Origin of the sequence: Devosia riboflavina (genome assembly GCF_000743575.1) — a bacterium.
GTDB lineage: Bacteria > Pseudomonadota > Alphaproteobacteria > Rhizobiales > Devosiaceae > Devosia > Devosia riboflavina.
On record NZ_JQGC01000002.1, the window covers coordinates 1 to 21833 of the forward strand.

The 21833-nt window shown below is 62.4% G+C and carries 22 protein-coding genes, 1 tRNA gene and 1 pseudogene; 15 read left to right on the forward strand and 9 right to left on the reverse strand.

From position 1 onward, the window contains the following. The 3 genes from fliK to JP75_RS02090 form a co-directional block, all read left to right on the forward strand. Positions 1-1224, forward strand: a 1224-nt coding sequence (gene fliK, locus JP75_RS25010) for a flagellar hook-length control protein FliK (protein ID WP_051960162.1), incomplete at its 5' end; no start/stop codon positions are given. Next, on the forward strand, positions 1221-1523 hold the full coding sequence (locus tag JP75_RS02085; RefSeq protein WP_051960164.1) for an EscU/YscU/HrcU family type III secretion system export apparatus switch protein: 303 nt from the start codon (positions 1221-1223) through the stop codon (positions 1521-1523). The genes fliK and JP75_RS02085, both read left to right, overlap by 4 nt. An 80-nt stretch (positions 1524-1603) precedes the next feature. Then, complete coding sequence (locus tag JP75_RS02090) at positions 1604-2155, forward strand: DUF2076 domain-containing protein (RefSeq protein ID WP_035078616.1); 552 nt, start codon at positions 1604-1606, stop codon at positions 2153-2155. Here JP75_RS02090 and JP75_RS02095 read toward each other — a convergent pair. After that, positions 2155-2526 (reverse strand): annotated as a pseudogene (locus tag JP75_RS02095) (cell wall hydrolase); the annotation flags it as partial. The gene JP75_RS02090 and the pseudogene JP75_RS02095 sit on opposite strands and share 1 nt — an antisense overlap. A 188-nt stretch (positions 2527-2714) precedes the next feature. Continuing rightward, complete coding sequence (locus JP75_RS02100) at positions 2715-3038, reverse strand: hypothetical protein (protein ID WP_035078619.1); 324 nt, start codon at positions 3036-3038, stop codon at positions 2715-2717. Between the two features lie 116 nt (positions 3039-3154). Here JP75_RS02100 and JP75_RS02105 point away from each other — a divergent pair, with 116 nt between their 5' ends. Beyond that, positions 3155-3484, forward strand: coding sequence for a hypothetical protein (locus JP75_RS02105; RefSeq protein WP_035078622.1), 330 nt, complete (start codon positions 3155-3157; stop codon positions 3482-3484). Here the strand turns inward: JP75_RS02105 and JP75_RS02110 are convergent. Continuing rightward, positions 3474-4082, reverse strand: a complete 609-nt coding sequence (locus JP75_RS02110) for a 5'-methylthioadenosine/S-adenosylhomocysteine nucleosidase (RefSeq protein WP_051960170.1) — start codon at positions 4080-4082, stop codon at positions 3474-3476. The two genes, JP75_RS02105 and JP75_RS02110, sit on opposite strands and share 11 nt — an antisense overlap. A gap of 179 nt (positions 4083-4261) precedes the next feature. On the opposite strand from JP75_RS02110, the gene JP75_RS02115 reads away from it, so the two are divergent. Further along, on the forward strand, positions 4262-4492 hold the full coding sequence (locus JP75_RS02115; RefSeq protein ID WP_051960171.1) for a hypothetical protein: 231 nt from the start codon (positions 4262-4264) through the stop codon (positions 4490-4492). A gap of 65 nt (positions 4493-4557) precedes the next feature. Here JP75_RS02115 and JP75_RS25730 read toward each other — a convergent pair whose 3' ends face one another. Then, entirely contained in the window at positions 4558-4734 is a 177-nt protein-coding gene (locus JP75_RS25730; protein WP_084587415.1) for a DUF2934 domain-containing protein, read from the reverse strand. A 140-nt stretch (positions 4735-4874) separates the two neighbouring features. Continuing rightward, positions 4875-4951: transfer RNA gene (locus tag JP75_RS02120), tRNA-Arg, on the reverse strand. Between the two features lie 64 nt (positions 4952-5015). Here JP75_RS02120 and JP75_RS02125 point away from each other — a divergent pair. Both JP75_RS02125 and prfB read left to right on the forward strand, forming a co-directional pair. Beyond that, positions 5016-5519: a peptide deformylase gene (locus tag JP75_RS02125; RefSeq protein WP_160194627.1), complete on the forward strand. Its 504-nt coding sequence runs from the start codon at positions 5016-5018 to the stop codon at positions 5517-5519. A gap of 64 nt (positions 5520-5583) precedes the next feature. Beyond that, positions 5584-6709 (forward strand): peptide chain release factor 2 gene (gene prfB / locus JP75_RS02130; RefSeq protein WP_152565704.1). Its coding sequence is split into 2 segments (ribosomal slippage): positions 5584-5652 and positions 5654-6709, totalling 1125 coding nucleotides; the frame shifts between segments, so codons are not numbered across the junction. Positions 6710-6868: 159 nt separating this feature from the next. On the opposite strand, the gene JP75_RS25015 is transcribed toward prfB, so the two are convergent. Both JP75_RS25015 and JP75_RS02140 read right to left on the reverse strand, forming a co-directional pair. Next, positions 6869-8008 (reverse strand): M23 family metallopeptidase, encoded by a 1140-nt coding sequence (locus tag JP75_RS25015; RefSeq protein ID WP_051960174.1) that lies wholly within the window; start codon positions 8006-8008, stop codon positions 6869-6871. 84 nt (positions 8009-8092) lie between these two features. Then, complete coding sequence (locus JP75_RS02140; RefSeq protein ID WP_035078627.1) at positions 8093-8572, reverse strand: peroxiredoxin; 480 nt, start codon at positions 8570-8572, stop codon at positions 8093-8095. Positions 8573-8801: 229 nt separating this feature from the next. Here JP75_RS02140 and JP75_RS02145 point away from each other — a divergent pair, with 229 nt between their 5' ends. After that, complete coding sequence (locus JP75_RS02145; protein ID WP_035078629.1) at positions 8802-12272, forward strand: hypothetical protein; 3471 nt, start codon at positions 8802-8804, stop codon at positions 12270-12272. Positions 12273-12422: 150 nt separating this feature from the next. Here the strand turns inward: JP75_RS02145 and tyrS are convergent, their stop codons facing one another. After that, positions 12423-13673, reverse strand: coding sequence for a tyrosine--tRNA ligase (tyrS, locus tag JP75_RS02150; protein ID WP_035079128.1), 1251 nt, complete (start codon positions 13671-13673; stop codon positions 12423-12425). A gap of 149 nt (positions 13674-13822) precedes the next feature. Further along, complete coding sequence (locus JP75_RS02155; protein WP_035078631.1) at positions 13823-14485, reverse strand: alpha/beta hydrolase; 663 nt, start codon at positions 14483-14485, stop codon at positions 13823-13825. Positions 14486-14771: 286 nt separating this feature from the next. On the opposite strand from JP75_RS02155, the gene JP75_RS02160 reads away from it, so the two are divergent. The 7 genes from JP75_RS02160 (at position 14772) to JP75_RS02190 (ending at position 21833) form a co-directional block, all read left to right on the forward strand. Further along, positions 14772-15917 (forward strand): cysteine desulfurase family protein, encoded by a 1146-nt coding sequence (locus JP75_RS02160; protein ID WP_035078633.1) that lies wholly within the window; start codon positions 14772-14774, stop codon positions 15915-15917. A gap of 63 nt (positions 15918-15980) precedes the next feature. Further along, positions 15981-17510 (forward strand): Fe-S cluster assembly protein SufB, encoded by a 1530-nt coding sequence (gene sufB, locus JP75_RS02165; protein ID WP_152565705.1) that lies wholly within the window; start codon positions 15981-15983, stop codon positions 17508-17510. A gap of 1 nt (position 17511) precedes the next feature. Then, positions 17512-18015, forward strand: coding sequence for a cupin domain-containing protein (locus JP75_RS02170; protein WP_035078634.1), 504 nt, complete (start codon positions 17512-17514; stop codon positions 18013-18015). A gap of 38 nt (positions 18016-18053) precedes the next feature. Next, the gene (sufC, locus tag JP75_RS02175) at positions 18054-18815 is read left to right on the forward strand and encodes a Fe-S cluster assembly ATPase SufC (RefSeq protein ID WP_035078636.1); all 762 of its coding nucleotides are present in this window, start codon (positions 18054-18056) and stop codon (positions 18813-18815) included. Between the two features lie 6 nt (positions 18816-18821). Beyond that, positions 18822-20030 carry a Fe-S cluster assembly protein SufD gene (gene sufD, locus JP75_RS02180; RefSeq protein WP_035078638.1) on the forward strand — a complete coding sequence of 403 codons (1209 nt, stop codon included), beginning with the start codon at positions 18822-18824 and terminating at the stop codon, positions 20028-20030. A 179-nt stretch (positions 20031-20209) separates the two neighbouring features. Beyond that, entirely contained in the window at positions 20210-21430 is a 1221-nt protein-coding gene (locus tag JP75_RS02185) for a cysteine desulfurase (RefSeq protein WP_035078640.1), read from the forward strand. A gap of 70 nt (positions 21431-21500) precedes the next feature. Then, positions 21501-21833, forward strand: a complete 333-nt coding sequence (locus JP75_RS02190) for an SUF system Fe-S cluster assembly protein (RefSeq protein WP_084587448.1) — start codon at positions 21501-21503, stop codon at positions 21831-21833.

Here is a 21833-nt window from a genome sequence, read left to right on the forward strand (position 1 = left end):
CGCCCTGCCATGCCGCAGGGGCCGCTCACCTATGGCCCGCCCGCGGGGGTGGCCGGCGCAACGCCCGGCGCTGCAGCGCCGCGGGCGGGAGCAACGGGGCTGGCTGCCGGCATTGCAGCGCCCGTGGCCGCGTCAACTGCCGCGCCGGCACCGTCGGCGCAGGCCGGTGGCCCGATCATTGCTCCGCCGGGCGCTGCCGTTGCGCCATCCGGGCCCGCATTGCAGCGGCCGGGCGCGGCGCCTTATGGCATGGCGGGGCTCGGTGCGAACCCGACAGGCTCGCCGCCCGGTACCGTGCCTGCGCAGGGTGCATTGCCGGGTCCCCAGGCGGCAGCGCTGGCGCAAATGGTGCAACAGGCCTTGCCGGGCCAGGGCAGTATCGGCGCGCTTACCGGCATGCTCGCTGCAGCCATCGGACGGGCGGGCCTACCGGAACCGGTGCTGAAGGCCGCGCGGCAGATCCTCGACAACCAGTTGACCACACGAGACGGCAAGATCGATGCTGGCGCGCTCAAATCTGCGCTGCGCAGTTCCGGCATTTTCCAGGAGGCGATGCTGGCGCAGGGATCTCCGGCGGCCGCAGGCGCCGACACAAAGTCGGGGCTGCTTGCCATGCGACAGGGCCTTGCCCAATGGCTCGGCAACCAGCCGCAGATTGCTCAGATTTCACAGATTCCGCCGCCGCTGCGGCACGTCCTGCCGCGCGCAAAACTGCCCGAGGTGCCACTGCTCGATTTGCCCGACGAGGCAGAAGACCTCGGGCGCTTGCTGCTGGAGCGTACCGAAGGCGCGCTGTCGCGGGTGCGTCTCCATCAGCATGCGTCGCTGCCAGAGGCCCAGAGGGGCGGCGAGAGCCAATGGAACATGGACCTGCCCATTGCCCTCGGCCAGCAGCAGGCCGTGCTGCAATTGCAAATCCATCACGATGGCGGGGGCGACGCCAATCGACCCGAGGATCGTGGCTGGCAGGTGCGCTTTGCGGTCAATTTGCCCGATCTGGGCGAGGTCGGCGCGCAGGTGTCGCTGCGCGGACAGACGACCGGCATTATGCTCTGGGCCGATCGCGACGAAACCGCCAAGGCGTTTTCTGACAATATCGAGGAGCTGCGCACCAGCCTTGAATCCGTCGGCCTCAAACCCGGCGCGCTCGTCGTTCGCGTCGGCGCCCCGGGAGAAACGCATGCTCCGGCTGCCGCCGGTCACTTTGTGGATGCGAAGCGATGACGGACGAGCCGAAAGTGACGCCGCTGGCCGTAGCGCTGCAATACGAGAAGGAAAGCGACCAGGCGCCGCGTATCGTGGCCAAGGGCAGGGGGCTGATTGCCGAGCAGATCCTGGCCATTGCCACGGAAAACGACATCGTCATCGAGGCCAATCCGGTGCTGGCGGAGGCGCTGAGTCATGTCGAGGTGGACGATACCATCCCGGTCGAGCTCTATGAGGCCGTGGCGGCAGTGATCGGCTTCGTGCTGCGGCAGAGCCAGGCGACCGGCTGGAAACCGGACGAACCCGAGCTCCAGTGAAATCCATGTGACCGCCGCCTTGCGCCATTGCATCGCGGGCAAAGTCTTCCCATGTCCAATCACAGACGAGGGAGACCATCATGATCAGACCCGAAGACGAACGCGCCATCGACGATCTGTTCGAACGGCTGCACAATGTGGAGCGCAACAGCGATCCGCGCGATGTCGACGCCGAGCGGCTCATCCGCCAGCGTCTCTCCGAAAATCCGGCTGCGGCCTATTACATGGCACAGACGATCATCGTGCAGGAAGCCGCCTTGCGCGAGGCTCAGGAGCGCATCGAAGCGCTGGAGGCCCGGCAGGGGCAGGGCGGCTTTCTCGGTGGCATCTTCGGCAATGACCGTCCGACACCGCCCCGCGCTCCGCAGCGCAGCCCGTGGGGCCAGGGTCCCGATGACGCCGACCAGTATGACCGGCGCCGATCGGCCGGCGGCGGCGGGTTCCTTGCCGGCGCAGCACAGACCGCGCTTGGCGTAACCGGCGGGCTACTGCTCGGCAGTGCGTTGGCGGGTCTCTTTACCGGCGACGCTCAAGCGGCGGAACCGGAAGTGCCAGCCGAACCGCAGGATCCCGGCATCGATGATGGTGGCGGCGATTGGGGTAGCGATTTCGATATCGGCGGCGACTTCTAGCGGGTTCGCTTCTCGTAGAATTCGTTGCCGCCGGCTTCGAGCACGTAAAACATGTTGTCGTAGGGGAAGCGCAGGCCTGCCGTATGGAAATGCTGGGCATTCTGGACACCCGGATGACGCGCGCCGCGCAGAACCTGATCGGCGACCTGCGAAGCCAGCACAGCGCCGCTATCGGTCATCGGCTTGGTGAGAACGCCCTGGGCGAACTGGTTCTTCTGGCCGACGACGCCGCAGACGCTCTTGGGATAACGCGAGTCATAAAGGCGATTCATCACCACGGTGCCGACGGCAAGCATGCCGTCGGGGCTCGACCGGTTGGATTCGAAATACATGGCCCGCATCATGCATTCCTTGTCGCTCATCTGGGCCATGCCGAAATTGATGCCGAGAAAGCTGCAGCCGGCGAGGCTGGTGGCGACGACGGCAAGGGCCGAGATTTTGATGGCGAGGCGAGCAAAGGGGGCCAAGGTGCATCTCCGGAGTGTTGCCGAGTTGCGGCTTGGTCCGAAAATGCGCCGACAGCCTTAAGGAAGACCTCAGAAGGAGGGTTAAGAGATTGCTAGCGCCGACGAGCGATGAGACTGGCCAGCAGAACGGCCGTTCCGAGGACCGCAATGACCGGCACGGGATCGCGCTGCACCGCGCGAGCACCCTGGACCGCCTTGCGGCTGGCAACGCCGGCGAGCCAGGCGCCCTGACGGGCCGCGTCATGGCCCCAATCGGAAAGGGTATCGCCGAGATCGCCCGCTACGTCGCCGGCATTGTGCGACAAAGTGCGGCTGATATGCCTCGTCTGGCGGCGCAATTCGCCGATCTGGGCGGCAAGGGCGTCAAGCGGATCGTGTTGACGGCGGCGGTTCGTGAACAAATCTTCAAGATGCATGGGTTACTCCCTGATTATGGGCGCAACGCCATTGGCCGGACACAAGTTCCGTACACAATCAATGACTTCGACCCCGCGACCCGGGGCCGAGAGCTAGGGAGCCGGATGGTTTCGACATGACGAGCAAGCACGCCCAACGTCTCAATCGACTGTTCGACAAGCTCGAGCGCAGGATTCCGCGCACTGCCGGCGGCTGGCTGGCACGCCTGCGCCGGCCGGAAGCACGCTGGATCCGCATCCCGCTCGGCATTCTGCTGGTGCTCGGCGGGATTTTCAGCTTCCTGCCGGTCCTCGGTATCTGGATGCTGCCGCTGGGCCTTTTGCTGCTGGCCCTCGATCTCATCTTCCTGCAAAGCCCGGTTAACCTGGCTATCGTGCGCGGCAGCCGCAAATGGACCACGTGGCAGCGCAAGCGCCGCGACCGCAAGAACACGCCTAAGGCGTGAGGTCGATTTCGCCCGAAGCATAGGCCGCTTCGATAATATCCACGGCCGCGGCAAGCCGCTCGTCGATGATGTGCAGGTATTGCGTCCAGTCCTCGATGCGGCTGACCGTTTCGGCACCATCGGAAATGCCGCGCAGGCCGAGCAGCGGCACGCCAAAACCCTGGCAGGCGCGCTTCACGGCAAAGGTCTCCATGTCGACCATGTCTTCGGCAATGGCGTCATAGGCCTTGCCGGTCACGACATTGCCGCCGGTGGAGAGCGTCGCGGGCACGAGGCCGGCAACAGGCGGCACAAGGCCAAGCGTTGGCGGCAGGTCCGTCAGGGGCGTGACGCCTTTCGGAAAGCCCAGGGCCGAAGCATCCATATCGCGGTAAGACGCGGAAATTGCCTGGTAGATGCCAAGCTGCTCCAGCCGGTTTGAACCCGCCGAACCCAGGCAGACGACCAGCTTGGGCAGATTGTCGCGCCGTTCGAGGAGAGCTCTGGTGGTTGAAACTGCCGCCTCGACCGGACCAATGCCGATCATGACGGGCTGGATGCGGGCGGCCAGGTGCGGGCCGAATTCTGCCTTGGCGGCCATGAGATAGAGAATAGACATTCCTCAAACTAGCATGGCTGCCATGCCGCTCAAGTACTGGTCGTTACCGGTTATGTAACGGAATGATGACATATTGAACCATGCTCCCGGCGTTTGGGGAGCGGGAAGGCAGGCGTATCGTGCGGTTCGCAGTCATCAGTGGGTCACGGGAGTGGACGGAAGCATTGCCTGAAAGGGCCATGCCACAGCGTGCCGTCGAGGTCGAAGACGTGCAGTACGAAGCGCGCCGCCGCCTGAAGTCGCTCAAGATCGAAGAATGGCGCGTTCGCGAATTCGTCACCGGCACTCCGGTTCCTGACAATATCCGCCACCTTGCCCTGCAGATCGAATATGCCGCCCAGGCCATCGGCCGTCTTTCGCCCATTCCGGCCGATTATGCCGACGACGTCTACTGGCCGCGCGTCTGGTAAAAGAAAAGCAGGAGCGGCGGCGGACCACTCCTGCTGCTATTTCCGTCCCGACAACCCAATCAGGCTCAAGCCGCGACCTTCTTGGCGCGCGGTGCGGCGCGTTTGCGCGGCGGCTTGATGGTCTTGGCGGCGTCTGCCGCGATTTCGGACACGGCTTTGAACCAATAGGTCTGGTCCATACCTTCGGGGCGACCATCGGCCTCCCACAGATGATAGGCGCGTCGCTGGATTTCGTCCTGCATGGTGCTCTCCGTTCAAGCGTAACCAGAAGCGAGCGTGAGGGGTTTTGGTTAACGTCCTGTTACGCGTAGCAAGCGCTTGAGATCGCTGGGAGACTGGCGGCGAAGGGGAGAATCGCGGGCGCAACCGGGGCCGGCGGCAGTGGTGATCTCGGCGGGATTCGAACCCACGACCCCAGGATTAGGAATCCTGTGCTCTATCCTGCTGAGCTACGAGACCAGCCGGGATTGGACCTACCAGCCAAGGCCGCAACATGCAAGATGGGCGCCCCGAGGATGCTGATTTGACCAAAGTCGACCCCTTCATTTTCTATCCCGATTTGCGGCTCAACGAGGCCGCTTCCGCCCACCCGGTGGACGCCGATCTGCTCGATGTCGGCCGGCGCCTGCGGGCTGCCGCCGAAGAGGCGCGAGCCTATGGGCTTGCCGCCGTCCATATCGGCATTGTGGCGCCCGTTGCCGTGGTCAGCCTGGGCGATCCCACAACGCGCGACTATCGCGTGCTCTACAATCCACGCGTGCTTTCCACCGATGGACCGCAGGAGCTTGGGCCGGAAGGCTCGGTTTCCATGCCCGGCATCGAGGTGGAGGTCCTGCGCGGCCACTCGGCCGTGATCGCCTTTGACGGTGAGGCGGGGCAGGGGCAGGAACTCGCCCTTTCCGGCTTTGCTGGCCGCGTGGCCCAGCACGAGATCGACCAGGTCAATGGCGTGTTCTTTCTCACCAAAATCTCGCGGCTGAAGCGCGAGGCGGCTATTCGGCGCTTTGCCAAGCTCGGCCGCCGCTGACGCAAAGGTTGATCCCCGGGCGTCGCTCCGCTAAACGGGGCGCACTTTCGAAAAGGAACTTTTGATGCGCGCGGAAATTGAAAAGGCCGTTGCCGAAATCGAGCAGGTGCTTACCCTGCTGAGGAGGCATCTTTGACTGGGATACTGCACAACTCCGTCTCGATGCGCTAACGGCGCAAACTGAATCTCCCGAATTCTGGAACGATCCGGAAAAGGCCCGCGTAACCATGCGCGAGCGCGACGAACTTGATGTGGCGGTGAAGGCCGTGCGCGAGTTTGAATCCGGCATTTCCGACAATATCGAACTGATCGAACTCGGCGAAGCCGAGGGCGATGCCGATATCGTGCGCGATGCCGAAAACGCATTGCTCGAACTCAAGCAGGCGGCCCGCCGCCAGCAGATCGAAACGCTGCTCTCCGGCGAAGTCGATTCCAATGACTGCTATGTCGAAATCCACTCCGGCGCCGGCGGCACCGAGAGCCAGGATTGGGCCAACATGCTCCTGCGCATGTACACCCGCTGGGCCGAACGCCGGAAGTTCAAGGTCGACGTGCTGGAAATGCACGACGGCGAAGAAGCCGGCATCAAGTCCGCGACCATCCAGATCAAGGGCCACAATGCCTATGGGTGGCTCAAGACCGAAAGCGGCGTGCATCGTCTCGTCCGCATCAGCCCCTATGACTCGGCCGCGCGTCGCCACACCAGCTTTTCGAGCTGCTGGGTCTATCCGGTGGTCGATGATTCCATCGAGATCGAGATCCGCGAAGCCGACCTCAAGGTCGACACCTATCGAGCCTCGGGCGCTGGCGGCCAGCACGTGAACACCACAGACTCGGCCATCCGCATCACCCACGTGCCCTCGGGCATCATCGTGGCGTGCCAGCAGGAGCGCAGCCAGCACAAGAACCGCGCCACGGCCATGGCCATGCTGAAATCCCGTCTCTACGAGATGGAATTGCAGAAGCGCGAAGAAGCGGCAAACGCCCAGGCGGCCAACAAGACCGATATCGGCTGGGGCCACCAGATCCGTTCCTACGTCCTGCAGCCATATCAGATGGTGAAGGACCTCCGGACCGGCGTGGAAAGCGGCCAGCCTTCCGTCGTGCTCGATGGCGATCTCGACGAGTTCATGGAAGCAGCCCTGGCGCAACGCGTCGGCGTGGCCACGGACGTGGCGGGCGAGGCGTAAGCGTCGTTGGAAGCCTCAATACCGCCAAAATAACTGTGCTGCCCTCGGGCTCGACCCGAGGGCCAGTCGGTGAGCCGCGTCAGCTTTTGATACGCGCGGATAGCGACCCTCGGGTCGAGCCCGAGGGCAGCCCGGTGGGTTGGCTTGGCAACCTGCAAACTACCCGATCACAGCCACGAGCCGCTTCCCCGCATCCAAAAACGCCTTGGGGTTGATCGCCTCATCCGCCTTGCGGATTTCAAAGTGCAGGTGCGGCCCAGTCGAGCGCCCCGTGGAGCCCACCTTGGCGATCGGCGTGCCGGTATTCACCGCCTGACCTTCGCGAGTAAGATAGCCGCTCAAATGTGCGTAGCGGGTGACGAGACCATTGTCGTGCGTCACTTCCACCACCATGCCATAGCCCGACTTCGTGCCCACATAGGTCACGACGCCGGCCGCCGCACTCATGACGGTCGTGCCGCTCGGCGCAGCAAAGTCCATTCCCGAATGAAAGGCGCGGCCCCCGGTAAACGGGTCCTTGCGATTGCCGAAGTTTGAGCTCTGCCGGAAATTGCCTGAAATCGGCATGTGCACCGGCGCGGTATCAAGACTTTCGCGCGCCGCCTTGTAGCGCAGCAGTGCCGACATGACGGCATTGGCGTCGTCGAGCATCGGCGTGCCGTTGAGTTCGTCCGTCGCCGGCAGCAGCGGGCCGCCCATGGCGTCGGCTTCGGGGTCGGGCAGGGCGAAGGGAATGCCCAATTGGCGCATTTCCGTGGCGATTTCGTCGGCGCGGGTCGAGGCGACGGCGGCGATGCCGTGCATGGCCATCTGCGTCTCGCCCATCATGCGTTCGAGGCTGAGAGCCGTGGCGTCGACATCGGGATTGCCGGTCATGCTGGCGAGAGGCAGAGTCTCGGCCATGTCAGTGCTTGGCAGGTCGGCAGCGGCTATCCCCAGGGAATCGGCTTTCTCCACCAGCACCTTTACGAGCTGGTGCTGCTCCAGCAGCACTTCCTGCTGCTGGGAAAGCTCCTGCAATTGCAGGTTGATGTCGCCCGCCTGGGCAAAGCTGCGCGAATGCAGGCGGTCGATCTCGACCCGCATCTGCGCAATCCGGTCCTCATAGGCGCCGATCACTTCATCGGTGCGGCCATTGAGCAGCCGGGCAATGTCGGGCGAGAGATAGAGGGCGGTACCGGCAAAGACATTGCCGGCAAAAAGCAGGGCGAACATGCCATAGAAAATGCCGGGATGAACGCCCCGCATTGGCGGCTTGCCCTGGCGTTTGCGGTCTGCGAACCCGGCCGTGGTGACCACCTTGCTTTCCTCACGCTACGAACACCTATGGTAAGTAGACTATGAGCGCGCATGGTTAAGAAAACCCGAAGGATGCCAGAGACTTCAGGCGGCGGGGCCCAATTCCTCAAGCGCGGCAAGCATTTTGGCGGCATGGCCCTTGATGCGCGTGGCCCGGATGATGCGTTCGACCTTGCCATCGGCGCCGATGATGAAGCTGGTGCGGATCAGGCCCATGAATTCGCGGCCATAGAGCTTCTTCATCTGCCAGAGCCCAAAACCTTCGATCGCCAGATGACCTGGATCGGCAGCCAACGGCACCTTTAGCCCATATTTGGCGCGGAATTTCTGGTGGCTCGGGATTTCGTCGGGCGAGATGCCGACGAGCACGGCGCCACGCGCCGCAAATTCCGGCGAAAGGTCTGAGAATTCGATGTTTTCGTCGGTGCAGCCGCCGGAATCGTCTTCCGGATAGAAGTAGATCACCACCCGTTTGCCGCGCTGGGCAGACAGGGTGAAGCTGCTGCCATCGTCACGGGGCAGGGTGAAGTCTGGAGCGGGATCGCCCGGTTTCAAATGCGTCATGATCGACTCGCCTTTGGAAGCAAAGCATTAGAGGGTGTCAGCGCCACAATCCAGCCGGTATCATTGGGCATTGCAGCCCGGCTGGCGGATGATTCTGCAACGAATTAGCACTGCTTAAGATGTGTTGAGGTAGATTTCTGGACGAGCCGAAAAACTGCGATGGGCAGGCCGTCTTCTTTTGCATCTCCATGCACCTTTGGGTGACCCTGATCTGGATAGACGTGAGCGAGTGACAATTTCGGCAGATCAGCCCGCGCCAACATCGCCGCCTCGTCCTCCCGTTGCACCACGGCGCCGGAAACGGCGCATTCTCGGCTGGCTCCTCGGCGTTCTGGCCTGCCTGCTGCTGGTTCTCTATCTCGTTCTGCTGATAACCCCGATCCGCCTGCCATTTTCGGGGGATGCGACCCGCGGCTTCGTGCAATCCATGCTGCCGGCCACGTCAAAGCTCGAAATGGGCGATCTGGCTATCGCCGTCGAGAATGGTGTCTGGCCGGTCGTGCGGTTTTCGCCCGTTGTGCTCACCGACACGCTTTCGGGTTCGCGTATCGCCATGGAGGCGCTGGAAGTCGGCTTTTCGCCCCTGCGCGCGCTCATGGGCCAACCCGGCGCCTCGATCACCGTGGTGGGGCCGCACCTCCAACTGGTGCAGGACCTGCACGGCCCGCGCCTTGCGCGCATGGAGATCGTCGAAGATCCCGAGGGCGGCGTGCCGACGCTGCGCGTGCTCGAAGGCGAACAGGCCTATTCCCCCGTGGGCATCGGCGCCGAAGGGCTGAACCTGGGCGCTGACGGCACCAAGCTGCGCTCGGACAACGACTGGCTAGTCTACAATCTTGAAGCCATGGAAGTCGGCATCGACGATTTCGTCGAGATGACCCAGCAGGGCCGCTTTTCAAAGCTCGTGGTCCGCGACGCGACCATCGACATGACCGATTCCGTCTACGGCCTCTATCGCCGGTTCGACGATGTCGCTCTGGAAGTCGGGCCATCCGCCGATGGACGGCAGACGACGGGCGAATTTTCCGCAAGGATCGGCGGACGAACCGTCACCGGCACGATCGATCGCGTGGTCGAGGACGATGGAACGTCACGGCTCAAGGTCGATGCGACCAATATCGATTTTGCCGCCATGCTGCCCTTTATCGACGATGCGACGAGCATGGCCGCGATGCGTGGCACTGGTGCGCTTTCCATCGATATCGGTTTCGATCCGGCCGGCGGCAAACTCGTCGACGGCACCTTTCGCGTAGACCTGACCGGCATCGACCTGCGCATCGGCACAGATTATTTCCCGGTGGTCAGCTCGATCATGGAAATCGACTGGAATCCCGATCTCGGGCAGTTCCGGCTCGCCGATTCCGCCATCCAGATTGGCCAGAGCAAGGGGCGCATTTCAGGCATTTTTGCCATGGGCCTCGACCAGAAATATGGCCCGACCATAGGCATGTCGGTGCGCGCCACCGACGTGGCACTGCACCCCAATGACATGGCGGCGCCCGAACAGCCCTTCGACACAATGGATTTTTCCGGCTGGTCGGCACCGCTTTACGGCGCAGTCGGCATCGACCGGTTCGTTGCCAAGAAGGGCGACGCCATCATCGAGACCACGGGTCGCATGGACATGCTGCAGACCGGCCTCGGCATAGACATGACCGTCGCCGGCAAGGGCGTCACGGCCGACGACGTCAAGCGCATCTGGCCCTATTTCATGGGGGGCGAGAGCCGCGACTGGTTCGTCGCCAATGTCACCGGCGGTCACGTGGTCGAGGGGCGGCTGGAATTCGATTTTCCCGTCGGCACGCTTTCGGTCGATGGCTCGGCCAAGGCCATGCCCAAGGACGCGATGGATATCAACATCGTCGGCGACGACGTGGTTATCCGCGCAACCGAAGCCATGGACCCGATTGCTCTCGATGGCCTGACGCGCCTGCAGGTGACCGGCACCAAGACGACGATTTCCGCCGATGGCGGCAATATCGACACCGATGAAGGCACGATCGCCGTCAGGCGTCCCGCCATGATCTTCGAAACCTCCAATCCCGAGGAGAGCATTTTCGAAGTGTCCGGCAGCCTCGGTGCGCCGATCCCGGCTCTGCTCTCGCTGGCCGAACAGTTACAGCCCGAGGCGCTGGACCAGATCGAGCTTCCGGTCGACCTCGCCGCCATTACCGGCAATATCGATCTCGGCCTCGTCGCCACCATCGGTCTGCCCGCCGAGGAGACGGGCAAAGAGATGGATATCGACTATGCGGCCAATGGGACCGTCACCAATTTCGCCAGCAGCGAGCCGATACAGGACCGCACGATCGGCAATGGCCAACTGACCTTTTCGGCAACGCAGGACAGCTACCAGCTTGGCGGCACGGCCGAAATCGACGGCATGGCGGCCGATCTCGCGGTCACCGGCACGCCGACCACCGCGCCGGTTTTCCAGCTTGGTTCGACCGTCGAGGTGGCCGATCTCGCCAAGCTCGGTTTCGACGCCTCGGAATTCCTGTCGGGCAAAGTGCGGTTCGTGGCCGAGCCGGCAGCAGACGGCACGATGAAGATGTCCGTCGATCTCGTCGATGCCGGCCTCACCATCAAGGACCTTGGCATCACCAAGGCCGCCGGCACGCCGGGCAGCCTCACCGCCACCGTGAAGATGGATGGCGAGGTGACCCATCTCACCGATATCAGCCTCGGCTTTGGCGCGGTGCAGCTATCGGGCAAGATCGACTATCACGCGACTGACGGTCTGGTGCTCGCTGAGTTCGACAAGGTCGCCCTCAGTTCCGGCGACAGCGCGCAGCTTACCCTCAAACCAAATGGTGGCGGGTTCGATGTACAAATCCGCGGCGCGCAACTCGACCTGAAACCGCTCCTCAGCCGCTTCTTCAGCCTCGGCGAGGGCAGTGGCGGCGTGCAGACCACGCAGATCGACCAGGCCATCAATCTCGACGTCCAGCTCGACCGCGCCATCGGCTTCTATGCGACCACGGCCTTCAACGTCGATCTCAACCTCAGCCTGCGTGGCTCCGATCTCCGCCGCGCGACGGTCTCGGCTCAATTCGGCGAGGGTAATGGACTCTCCGTCACTACCAATCCGGCGCCCAATGGCCGCACGCTCAGCGTCGCCTTCAACGATGCCGGCACGGTGTTGCGCTTCCTCGGCGTCTATTCCCAGCTTGCCGGCGGCAGCGGCAGCCTCGTGCTCACCACCGACCGAGAAGCGGACGCCGAAGGCGGGCGCCTGCTCATGCGCAATTTCGCCATCGTCGATGAAGCCAATGTGGCGCAAATCCTGGGCAATCACTCCGATTCCCGTGCCGCCATCGCCCGCAGCAATCGCCTCGATTTCGACGCCGCCGAAGCCGATTTCATCCGCCGCAGCGATCGCGTCGAAGTCACCCGCGGCGTGCTCTCGGGCAGCACGGTCGGCGGCACCATGCGCGGCTTCATCTACACCAATAGCCGCCAATACGACCTGACCGGCACCTATGTACCGCTCTTCGGCCTCAACAACGCCTTCCAGCAAATCCCGCTCCTCGGCCCGCTCCTGGGCGGCCGCGACGGCGAGGGCCTCGTCGGCGTCACCTTTGCGGTGCGTGGGCCGCTGGACAATCCGCAGTTCCAGATCAACCCGCTGTCCCTGCTGGTCCCCGGCGCGTTCCGCGAGCTGTTCGAATTCCGGGCGCGGGAATTGCCGCAGGAATGAAAAAGGCGCCGCACCGACGTGCGACGCCTAAAAATCAAACCCATCCTTCGTCGTCATTGCCGGGCTTGTCCCGGCAATCCATCTCGCCTCCGCTGGGGACCACCGGGACAAGCCCGGTGGTGACGATGGAGGGGAGGGGCTAGCGAGCTGTCAGATCGGCTTGATCAGCGCGTGGCGCTTCTTGCCGACTGAAAGCTTGATGACGCCTTCCGGCAGCAGCGCCTTGTCGCCAAGGCTCAGCTTGTCGTCCTCTACGCTCGCATCGTTGACCTTCACGGCCCCCGAAGCGATATGTCGACGCGCTTCGCCGTTCGAGGCAGCAAGACCGGCCGTTACCAGAGCGTTGAGAATGCCGATGCCGGAATTGAGTTCGGCATGCGTCACTTCAGCCGTCGGCAGCGACAGATCGATGGCGCCGGATTCGAACGTCGCCAAGGCCGTTGCCGCCGCCTGAATGGCCGCGTCACGGCCATGGACGATGGCGGTCACTTCCGTGGCCAAAATCTTCTTGGCCTCGTTGATCTCATTGCCACCGAGCGCACCGATGCGCTCAATCTCCGAAATCGGCAGGCGGGTGAAAATCTTGAGGAATTTCACCACGTCGGCGTCTTCGGTATTCCGGAAATATTGCCAGAAATCATAGGGCGAGAAGAGGTCGCCATTGAGCCACACGGCGCCGGAAGCGGACTTGCCCATCTTTTCGCCGGAGGACTTGGTCAACAGCGGCGTCGTCAGCGCGTAAAGCTGCGGCCCGCCCATGCGATGGCTGAGGTCGACACCATTGATGATGTTGCCCCACTGGTCCGACCCACCCATCTGCAACACGGTGCCATAGCGCCGGTTGAGCTCGGTAAAGTCATAGCCCTGCATGATCATGTAGTTGAATTCGAGGAAGCTCAGCGACTGCTCGCGGTCGAGGCGCAGCTTTACCGAATCGAACGACAGCATGCGGTTGACCGAGAAGTGGCGGCCTACATCGCGCAGGAATTCGATGTAATTGAGCTTCAGGAGCCAATCGGCATTGTTCACCATGATGGCCGGGTTCGAGCCTTCATAGTTGAGAATATTGCCGTAGACGCGCTTGATGCTGGCGATATTGGTTTCGATCTGCTCGACCGTGAGAAGCTTGCGCTGATCGTCGCGGAACGAAGGATCGCCCACCATGGAGGTGCCGCCGCCCATCAGGCTGATCGCCTGGTGCCCGGTTTCCTGCAGCCAGTAGAGCATGGTGACGGTGATCAGATTGCCGATATGGATCGACGTCGCCGTCGCGTCATAGCCGACATAGCCGGTGATCTTGGATGTCGCCGCGAGCGTATCGAGGCCCTCGGGATCGGAAATCTGATGGATGAAGCCGCGCTCATCGAGGACGCGCAGGAAGTCGGATTTGTACTTGGTCATTTTGGTGCGATCCAGATGCTGCCCCTCCCACAATGTCATTCCCGCAAAAGCGGGAACCCCTGTTGAAAGGCCGGCGGTAGAAAACGGAGGTCCCCGCTTTCGCGGGGATGACAATCCAGTGGGTGTGACCGCAATGATTGCGCTCTAAATCAACGCCCGCCGCCGTCCGCGATCTCCTGACGGCGGCGGTCGAGATATTCGGCACACCGGGTCGTCAGTTCGTCGATCTTGCCTTCGTAGAAGTGGTTGGCACCCTCGACGATCTGCTGGTCGATGGTGATACCCTTCTGGGTCTTGAGCTTGTCCACGAGCTTCTGCACCGAAGTGGGCGGTGCCACGCGGTCCTTGTCGCCATGGATGATCAGGCCCGAAGACGGGCAGGGGGCCAGGAACGAGAAGTCGTAGAGGTTTTCCGGCGGGGAAACCGAGATGAAGCCTTCCACTTCCGGGCGGCGCATCAGCAGTTGCATGCCGATCCAGGCGCCGAAGGAGAAGCCGGCAATCCAGCAGCCGCGAGATTCGCGGTTGATGATCTGCAACCAGTCGAGCGCTGCGGCAGCGTCCGAGAGTTCGCCAATGCCGTGGTCGAATACGCCCTGCGAGCGGCCGACGCCGCGCGAATTGAAGCGCAGCACCGAGAAACCGCGCTCGGCGAACATATAGAAGAGGTTGTAGACGATCTGGTTGTTCATCGTCCCGCCGAACTGCGGATGCGGATGCAGCACGATGGCGATCGGCGCGTTCGGTTCCTTGCCCGGCTGGTAGCGGCCTTCGAGGCGGCCCTCGGGGCCATTGAAGATAACTTCAGGCATGGTGTCTTTTCCGGCCTTTTTCGGCTCTGTCACTAAGTTGATCCGACTATTCAGGTTTGCTTTCCGCGCGGCTTGACTAAGCGCGGGAGCCTCCCTAAAACATGGGTCGAAAAAACCAGTTTAGAATGGTTCGAAATTCGGTTTTTGGCCGCAAGCGGCCATGTTGAGCGCCCCTTGTAATGAAGTTGGGCGGCAAATTTCAAGAAGTGTTTGGTTTGCGGGATGTTCCAGCGTCCCGATCCCAGCATGGAAGGTATGTCGGGCACGAGAGCCCCAAAGAAGGCAGATGGCGAAAGAGAGCATCTATCTCGATCACAATGCCACCGCTCCGCTTCGACCAGAAGCGCGCGCGGCGCTCTATGCTGCGCTCGATTTGACCGGCAATCCGTCCTCTGTTCACGCCCATGGCCGCAAGCTGCGCGATCTCATCGAGACCGGCCGCCAACAGGTCGCGCGCCTTGCCGGCGCCGAGACCCGTCAGGTCGTCTTTACCGGTTCGGCCACCGAAGCCCTGACCCAGGCCGTTGTCGGCGGCGCGCGCACCTTCTCGGCAGGCGCCGTGGCGATCAGTGCGGGGGAGCATGCTGCGGTCGCCAAGGCGGCCGACGCCACGGGCCTGCCGGTCTGGACAATTCCACTTCAGCCCGATGGCCGTATTGATCTGGATCAACTTCGCGCCGCTTTGCAGCGCGCGGATGATGAAGGCGTCACGCTGCTCGTTGCCGTTCACTGGGTGAACAACGAGACCGGCGTGGTTCAGCCGATCGGCCCGATTTCCGTTCTCGTCGGCCCGACGCGCCATACCCTGGTCATCGATGCGGTCCAGGCCTTGGGCAAGGTCGATCTGGATTTTGCCGCCTCGGCTGCCGATATGGTGGCTATCAGCGGCCACAAGATCGGTGCACCGGCCGGTATTGGTGCGCTGTTGGTAAAAGGCCATGCCGATACAGTGCGGCTCATTCCCGGTGGCGGGCAGGAGCAGGGCCGTCGTGGCGGCACGGAATCGGCGCCGCTCATCAGTGCCTTCGGTGCTGCGGCCGCTGCGGAACGTATGAATATGGAATCCGTCCGGGCGCTCACGAAGCGCGTGGAAGATGGACTTCGGGCCATTGCGCCCGATGTTGTGATTTTTGGCGACAGCGTCGAACGCGTCGGCAATGTGGTCAATTTCGCCGTGCCGGGCGTAAGAAATGCCACGGCAATGATGGCGCTCGATCTGGCTGGCCTCTCGGTTTCGGCCGGCTCGGCCTGTTCATCGGGGAAAGTTGGCGCCAGCCATGTGCTTCTCGCCATGGGCGTCGAGCGCGACCTTGCCGATTGCGCTTTGCGCGTGAGTTTTGGCTGGAACTCCAAGGCAGAAGATGCCGAGGCGTTCCTGGCCGGTTTTGAAACGATCCTTGCCCGCCACAAGCGGACGGGACAAGCGGCTTAGGCTGCTGGGAATAAAAATGTTCGCGGCGGCCTTGAACCGCCGAGGGACGAAAAGGAGAGCCTGATGGCGGACTACGATATTCCGACGCTCAAGGAAGAAATCGACCGGGAAACGGTTGAGCAGGTTTTGGCGCTCGACGTCGACAAATACAAATACGGCTTCGAGACCGACATCGAGTCCGACGTGCTGCCGCCCGGCCTCACCGAAGAAACGGTCCGCTTTATCTCCGCCAAGAAGGACGAGCCGGAATGGATGCTGGAATGGCGTCTCGACGCGTTTCGCCGCTTCCAGACCCTTGAAGAGCCAACCTGGGCCAAGCTCCACTATCCCAAGATCGACCTGCAGGAGATCAGCTTCTACGCGGCTCCCAAGTCCTTCAAGGGCCCCAAGAGCCTCGATGAAGTCGATCCGGAACTCCTCAAGACCTATGCCAAGCTCGGCATTCCGCTGAAGGAACAGGCCATCCTCGCCGGTGTCGAAGGCGCCGCTGAATCCGTCGGCACGCCCTTCGGCGCCAATGTGGCCGTCGACGCCGTGTTCGACTCCGTGTCGGTCGTCACCACGTTCCGCGAAGAGCTGGCCAAGGTCGGCATCATCTTCTGCTCGATCTCGGAAGCCGTGCGCGAGCACCCCGAGCTGGTGAAGCAGTATTTGGGCTCAGTGGTTCCGGTTTCGGACAACTACTATGCGACGCTGAATTCGGCTGTCTTCACCGATGGGTCCTTCGTCTACATCCCCAAGGGCGTTCGCTGCCCGATGGAACTGTCGACCTATTTCCGCATCAACGAGAAGAAGACCGGCCAGTTCGAGCGCACGCTGATCATCGCCGACGATGACAGCTACGTCTCCTACCTCGAAGGCTGCACCGCACCCTCGCGCGACGAAAACCAGCTTCACGCTGCCGTCGTTGAGCTCGTTGCCCTCGATAATGCCGAAATCAAGTACTCCACCGTCCAGAACTGGTATCCGGGCGACAAGGACGGCAAGGGCGGCATCTACAATTTCGTCACCAAGCGTGGCGACTGCCGCGGCGTCAATTCGCACATTTCCTGGACCCAGGTCGAAACCGGTTCGGCCATCACCTGGAAGTATCCGAGCTGCATTCTGCGCGGCGACGGTTCGCGCGGCGAATTCTACTCGATCGCCATTTCGAATGGCTATCAGCAGGTCGATAGCGGCACCAAGATGATCCACCTGGGCAAGAACACATCCAGCCGCATCATTTCCAAGGGCATCGCTGCCTGCTTTTCGGACAATACCTATCGCGGCCAGGTCTCGGCGCATGCCAAGGCCAAGAACGCCCGCAACTTCACCCAGTGCGACTCGCTGCTCATCGGCGACAAGTGCGGCGCCCACACGGTTCCCTATATCGAGAGCCGCAACGGCACCGCCGTCTTCGAGCACGAAGCGACGACTTCGAAGATTTCCGACGACCAGATGTTCTATTGCCTGCAGCGCGGCCTCAACGAGGAAGAGGCTGTGGCCCTGATCGTCAATGGTTTCGTCCGCGACGTGCTCCAGCACCTGCCGATGGAATTCATGGTCGAAACCCAGAAGCTGATTTCCATCAGCCTCGAAGGATCAGTCGGCTAACATGACGATGGAAACGCGCAGTCCGGTTGTTACCCTTGCCTCCCTGGCGCTCGACGCCTGGGAGCAGGGCACGCTTTACAAGTCTGCCGACACCTCGTTCGGCAAGCTCCTGGGTCTGCGCGCACTCGGCATCAGCTACAACGAAGTGCCGCCCGGCAAATCGAGCTGCCCCTTCCACAACCATCACGTCGAAGAAGAGCTCTTCATCGTGCTGGAAGGCGAGGGGACTTATCGCTTCGGCACCGAGCGCTATTCGTTCAAGGCGGGCGATGTACTTGGCGCGCCGACCGGCGGCCCGGAAACGGCGCACCAGATCCTCAATACCGGATCGGTGACGCTGAAATATCTGGGCGTGGCCAACAATGCCGATACCGAAGTCTGCGAATACCCTGACTCGGGGAAGTTCCAGGTCTCGAGCCGCTCTTCGGCTACCCGTCGCCTGCGCCACAATGGCCGCGAAGGCCAGAACAACCTTGATTATTGGGATGGCGAGCCGGGCGCCTGAGGCGCTGCCAGCTATCCCTTCCGCAATTGGAGAAGAAAATGACCACTCCCGTTCTTGAAATCCGCAACCTGCACGCCCGCATCGAGGAACGCGAAATCCTCAAGGGTGTGAACCTCGTCATCCCGCAGGGCGAAGTCCATGCCATCATGGGCCGCAATGGCTCTGGCAAGTCGACGCTGAGCTATGTGCTCGCCGGCAAGGAAGACTATGAGGTCACCGAGGGCGAAATCCTGCTCAACGGCGAGAACATCCTCGAGATGGAACCACATGAACGCGCTGCTGCCGGCCTGTTCCTGGCCTTCCAGTACCCGATCGAAATCCCGGGCGTTGCGACCATGACCTTCCTCAAGGCCGCCATCAATGCCCAGCGCAAGGCCCGCGGCGAAGGCGAGTTGACGACGCCGGAATTCATGCGCGCCGTCAAGGAAGCCGGTGCCCAGCTCAACGTCGATAGCGACATGCTCAAGCGCCCGCTCAATGTCGGTTTCTCCGGCGGCGAAAAGAAGCGCGCCGAGATCATGCAGATGGCGCTCCTCAAGCCCTCGCTGGCCGTGCTCGACGAAACCGATTCCGGTCTCGACATCGACGCGCTGCAGGTCGTGTCCAAGGGCGTGAATGCGCTCCGCGATGGCAAGCGCTCCATGCTGGTCATCACCCACTACCAGCGCCTGCTGAACCACATCGTGCCCGACGTCGTGCATGTGTTCTCGGATGGCCGGATTGTCGAAAGCGGCGACAAGGACCTGGCGCTTCAGCTCGAAGCCAAGGGCTATGCCGACTATGACGGCCAGGCGGCGTAACCAACCATGCGCCAGACCTTTCCTGTCCGCCTCGGCGCTGCCGAGGAATCGCTGATCGCCCAGCTCAAGGCTGCCGGCGCCGACCAGGCCGCCGAACGCGTCACCGTGGCCGGCCTGCCGACCCGTCGCGTCGAGGCCTATCACTATACCGACCTGAAAACCCTGCTGCGGGCCATCCCGCCGCTGGCACAGGCCGCCAACGAGGCCTCCGGGACCGCTCTGCGCGTTCCGGGCGCCTACGCCCTGTCGATCGTCAATGGCGCCGTTCTGAACGCCGCTACGGCGCCGGAAGGCGTCAAGGTGGGCAAGACCCACGGTGGCGTTCTCACAAACCGCGATGACGTGATTGTCAGTGTTAGCAATGCGCTAGCAACAGAGACGCTTAGTCTCGACCTGAAGGGCGCTATCGAGCAGGTCGTCCAGATCGACCACCGCATCGAAGGCGAAGCCGGCCATGTCGCCGACGCCACCAAGATTTTCGTTGCTGACGACTCCTCCGTCGTCGTCCTCGAAACCTTCTCGGGCTCCGACGCCGCTCACGTGGGCAATCACGCGACCTACCTCGCGCTCGGCAAGAATGCCGTCGTGACGCACGTCACCATCGATCTAAGTGGCCGCGCCACCTCGCATTTCGCGACCAACGAATATCATCTCGCCGACGGCGCACAGCTCCGCACGCTGGTGATCCACGCCGGTGCCGGCCTTGCCCGCACGCACCTCTTCCCCAAAATGGAAGGCGAGGGCGCACATGCCGACGTGACCGGTCTCAACCTCGTGTCAGACGGCCAACACTCTGATATCACGATGGAAACGCAGCACGCCGTGCCGTACACTTCCTCCCAGCCGCTGTTCAAGTCCATCACCCGCGGTCGCTCTAAATCCGTGGTGCAGGGCAAGCTGATCGTCGCCCGCGACGCGCAGAAGACCGACGCAAAGTTCATGCATCAAGGCCTGATGCTGTCGGACGAAGCGGAAATCCTCTCGAAGCCCGAACTCGAAATCTATGCCGACGACGTCGTCTGCGGCCATGGTTCGACCTGCGGCAAGCTGGATGAGGACAGCCTGTTCTATCTCCTCAGCCGCGGTATTCCCAAGGCCGAGGCGGAAACCATTTTGGTCCGCGGTTTCATTGCCGAACTCATTGATCCGATTGAAGATGAAGCGCTGAACGAAGCTCTTCAGGGTATCGTCGACGGCTGGCTGCTGGGTAACTGAAGCCGCAGGTGGCGCCCGATGGTGTCACCATCACTGCGCGGCACCTCCCCCTTGACGGGGGAGGTTGGGAGGGGGTGCGAGAGCCACAAAATAGTGGCTGCCATACCCCCACCCTTGATCCCTCCCCGCAAGGGGGAGGGTGACGACTGAAACATCGCAGGTTCACTAGGACCAACAAGATGACCCTCGACCTCGAAAAAGTGCGTGCCGACTTTCCGATCCTGTCGGAAGTGATCCACGGCCATCGCCTGGTCTATCTCGACAGCGGCGCCTCGGCCCAGAAGCCGGTACAGGTGCTCGACCGGATGGACCATGCCTTCCGGCACGAATACGCCAATGTTCACCGTGGCTTGCACACGCTCGCCAATCGCGCCACCGACGCCTATGAGGCCGGCCGCGAAAGCGTGCGGCGCTTCCTCAATGCTGGCCGGATCGAAGAAATCATCTTCACCCGCTCGGCCACCGAAGCGATCAATCTCGTTGCGCAATCCTTTGCCGGTCCGCGCATCGGGGCAGGGGACGAGATCGTCACCACGATCATGGAGCACCACTCCAACATCGTGCCCTGGCATTTTCACCGGGAGCGTAAGGGCGCCGTCATCAAGTGGGTCGACGTCCTCGACGACGGCAGCTTCAGCCTGGACGCCTTCGCGGCCGCGCTGTCGGACAAGACGCGTATCGTCGCCGTTACGCATATGTCGAACGTACTCGGCACAGTGACGCCAATCAAGCAAGTGATTGAAATCGCTCATGCTCGCGGCATCCCGGTGCTGGTCGATGGCTCGCAGGGCGCAGTCCATACCAAGGTCGATGTGCGCGATCTCGACGCCGATTTCTACATCATGACCGGCCACAAGCTCTACGGCCCGACCGGCATTGGCGTGCTCTATGGCAAGTACGATCTCCTCGCCGAAATGCAGCCCTACCAAGGCGGCGGCGAGATGATCGACACGGTCACCCTCGACAACGTCACCTACAACGAGCCGCCGCATCGTTTCGAGGCCGGCACGCCGCCCATCGTCCAGGCCATCGGCCTAGGCGCGGCGCTGACCTATATGGAAACGCTTGGCCGCGACGAGATCGCCGCGCATGAGCACGACGTTGCCGCTTATGCCCACGAAAAACTCAGCCGCATCAATTCGTTGCGGCTGATCGGCACGGCGCCTGGTAAGGGCGGCATCTTCTCCTTCGAGATCGCGGGCGCCCATGCCCACGATGTTGCCACCATTCTTGACCGCTACGGCATCGCAGTCCGTGCCGGCACCCATTGCGCGCAGCCGCTGCTGAAGCGATTTGGCGTCACCTCTACCTGCCGGGCATCCCTCGCCCTATATAACGGCAAGGACGATGTTGACGCGCTCGTGGATGGCATTGAGCGCGCCCGTAAATTTTTCGCCTGAGAGACCTATGATGAGCGAAGACACCACACCAACAGCCGACGAACAGATCGATGTCCGCATCCAGCCGACCATGCCCGAAAACCTGGGCGACGGTGAAGTCGAGCGCATCACCACCGATCTCATCGGTGCGCTGAAGACCGTCTATGACCCGGAAATCCCGGTCGATATCTATGAGCTCGGGCTGATCTACAAGGTCGATCTCGACGATGACCGCAACCTGACCATCGATATGACGCTGACCGCGCCAGGCTGCCCGGTTGCCGGCGAAATGCCGGCCTGGGTCGAAAACGCCGCCCGCGGCGTCGAAGGCATCCAGGACGTGAAGGTCAACATGGTCTTCGATCCGCCCTGGGATGCGAGCCGTATGAGCGAAGAAGCGCAAGTTGCGTTGAACTGGTGGTAA

Excerpts from the sequence above, each read along its gene's own strand:
- JP75_RS02085 (WP_051960164.1), top strand. The coding sequence starts at position 1,221 with ATGACGGACGAGCCGAAAGTGACGCCGCTGGCCGTAGCGCTGCAATAC.
- JP75_RS02090 (WP_035078616.1), top strand. The coding sequence starts at position 1,604 with ATGATCAGACCCGAAGACGAACGCGCCATCGACGATCTGTTCGAACGG.
- JP75_RS02100 (WP_035078619.1), bottom strand. The coding sequence starts at position 3,038 with ATGCATCTTGAAGATTTGTTCACGAACCGCCGCCGTCAACACGATCCG.
- JP75_RS02105 (WP_035078622.1), top strand. The coding sequence starts at position 3,155 with ATGACGAGCAAGCACGCCCAACGTCTCAATCGACTGTTCGACAAGCTC.
- JP75_RS02110 (WP_051960170.1), bottom strand. The coding sequence starts at position 4,082 with ATGTCTATTCTCTATCTCATGGCCGCCAAGGCAGAATTCGGCCCGCAC.
- JP75_RS02115 (WP_051960171.1), top strand. The coding sequence starts at position 4,262 with ATGCCACAGCGTGCCGTCGAGGTCGAAGACGTGCAGTACGAAGCGCGC.
- JP75_RS25730 (WP_084587415.1), bottom strand. The coding sequence starts at position 4,734 with ATGCAGGACGAAATCCAGCGACGCGCCTATCATCTGTGGGAGGCCGAT.
- JP75_RS02140 (WP_035078627.1), bottom strand. The coding sequence starts at position 8,572 with ATGACGCATTTGAAACCGGGCGATCCCGCTCCAGACTTCACCCTGCCC.
- tyrS (WP_035079128.1), bottom strand. The coding sequence starts at position 13,673 with ATGACCAAGTACAAATCCGACTTCCTGCGCGTCCTCGATGAGCGCGGC.
- JP75_RS02155 (WP_035078631.1), bottom strand. The coding sequence starts at position 14,485 with ATGCCTGAAGTTATCTTCAATGGCCCCGAGGGCCGCCTCGAAGGCCGC.
- JP75_RS02160 (WP_035078633.1), top strand. The coding sequence starts at position 14,772 with ATGGCGAAAGAGAGCATCTATCTCGATCACAATGCCACCGCTCCGCTT.
- sufB (WP_152565705.1), top strand. The coding sequence starts at position 15,981 with ATGGCGGACTACGATATTCCGACGCTCAAGGAAGAAATCGACCGGGAA.
- JP75_RS02170 (WP_035078634.1), top strand. The coding sequence starts at position 17,512 with ATGACGATGGAAACGCGCAGTCCGGTTGTTACCCTTGCCTCCCTGGCG.
- sufC (WP_035078636.1), top strand. The coding sequence starts at position 18,054 with ATGACCACTCCCGTTCTTGAAATCCGCAACCTGCACGCCCGCATCGAG.
- sufD (WP_035078638.1), top strand. The coding sequence starts at position 18,822 with ATGCGCCAGACCTTTCCTGTCCGCCTCGGCGCTGCCGAGGAATCGCTG.
- JP75_RS02185 (WP_035078640.1), top strand. The coding sequence starts at position 20,210 with ATGACCCTCGACCTCGAAAAAGTGCGTGCCGACTTTCCGATCCTGTCG.
- JP75_RS02190 (WP_084587448.1), top strand. The coding sequence starts at position 21,501 with ATGCCCGAAAACCTGGGCGACGGTGAAGTCGAGCGCATCACCACCGAT.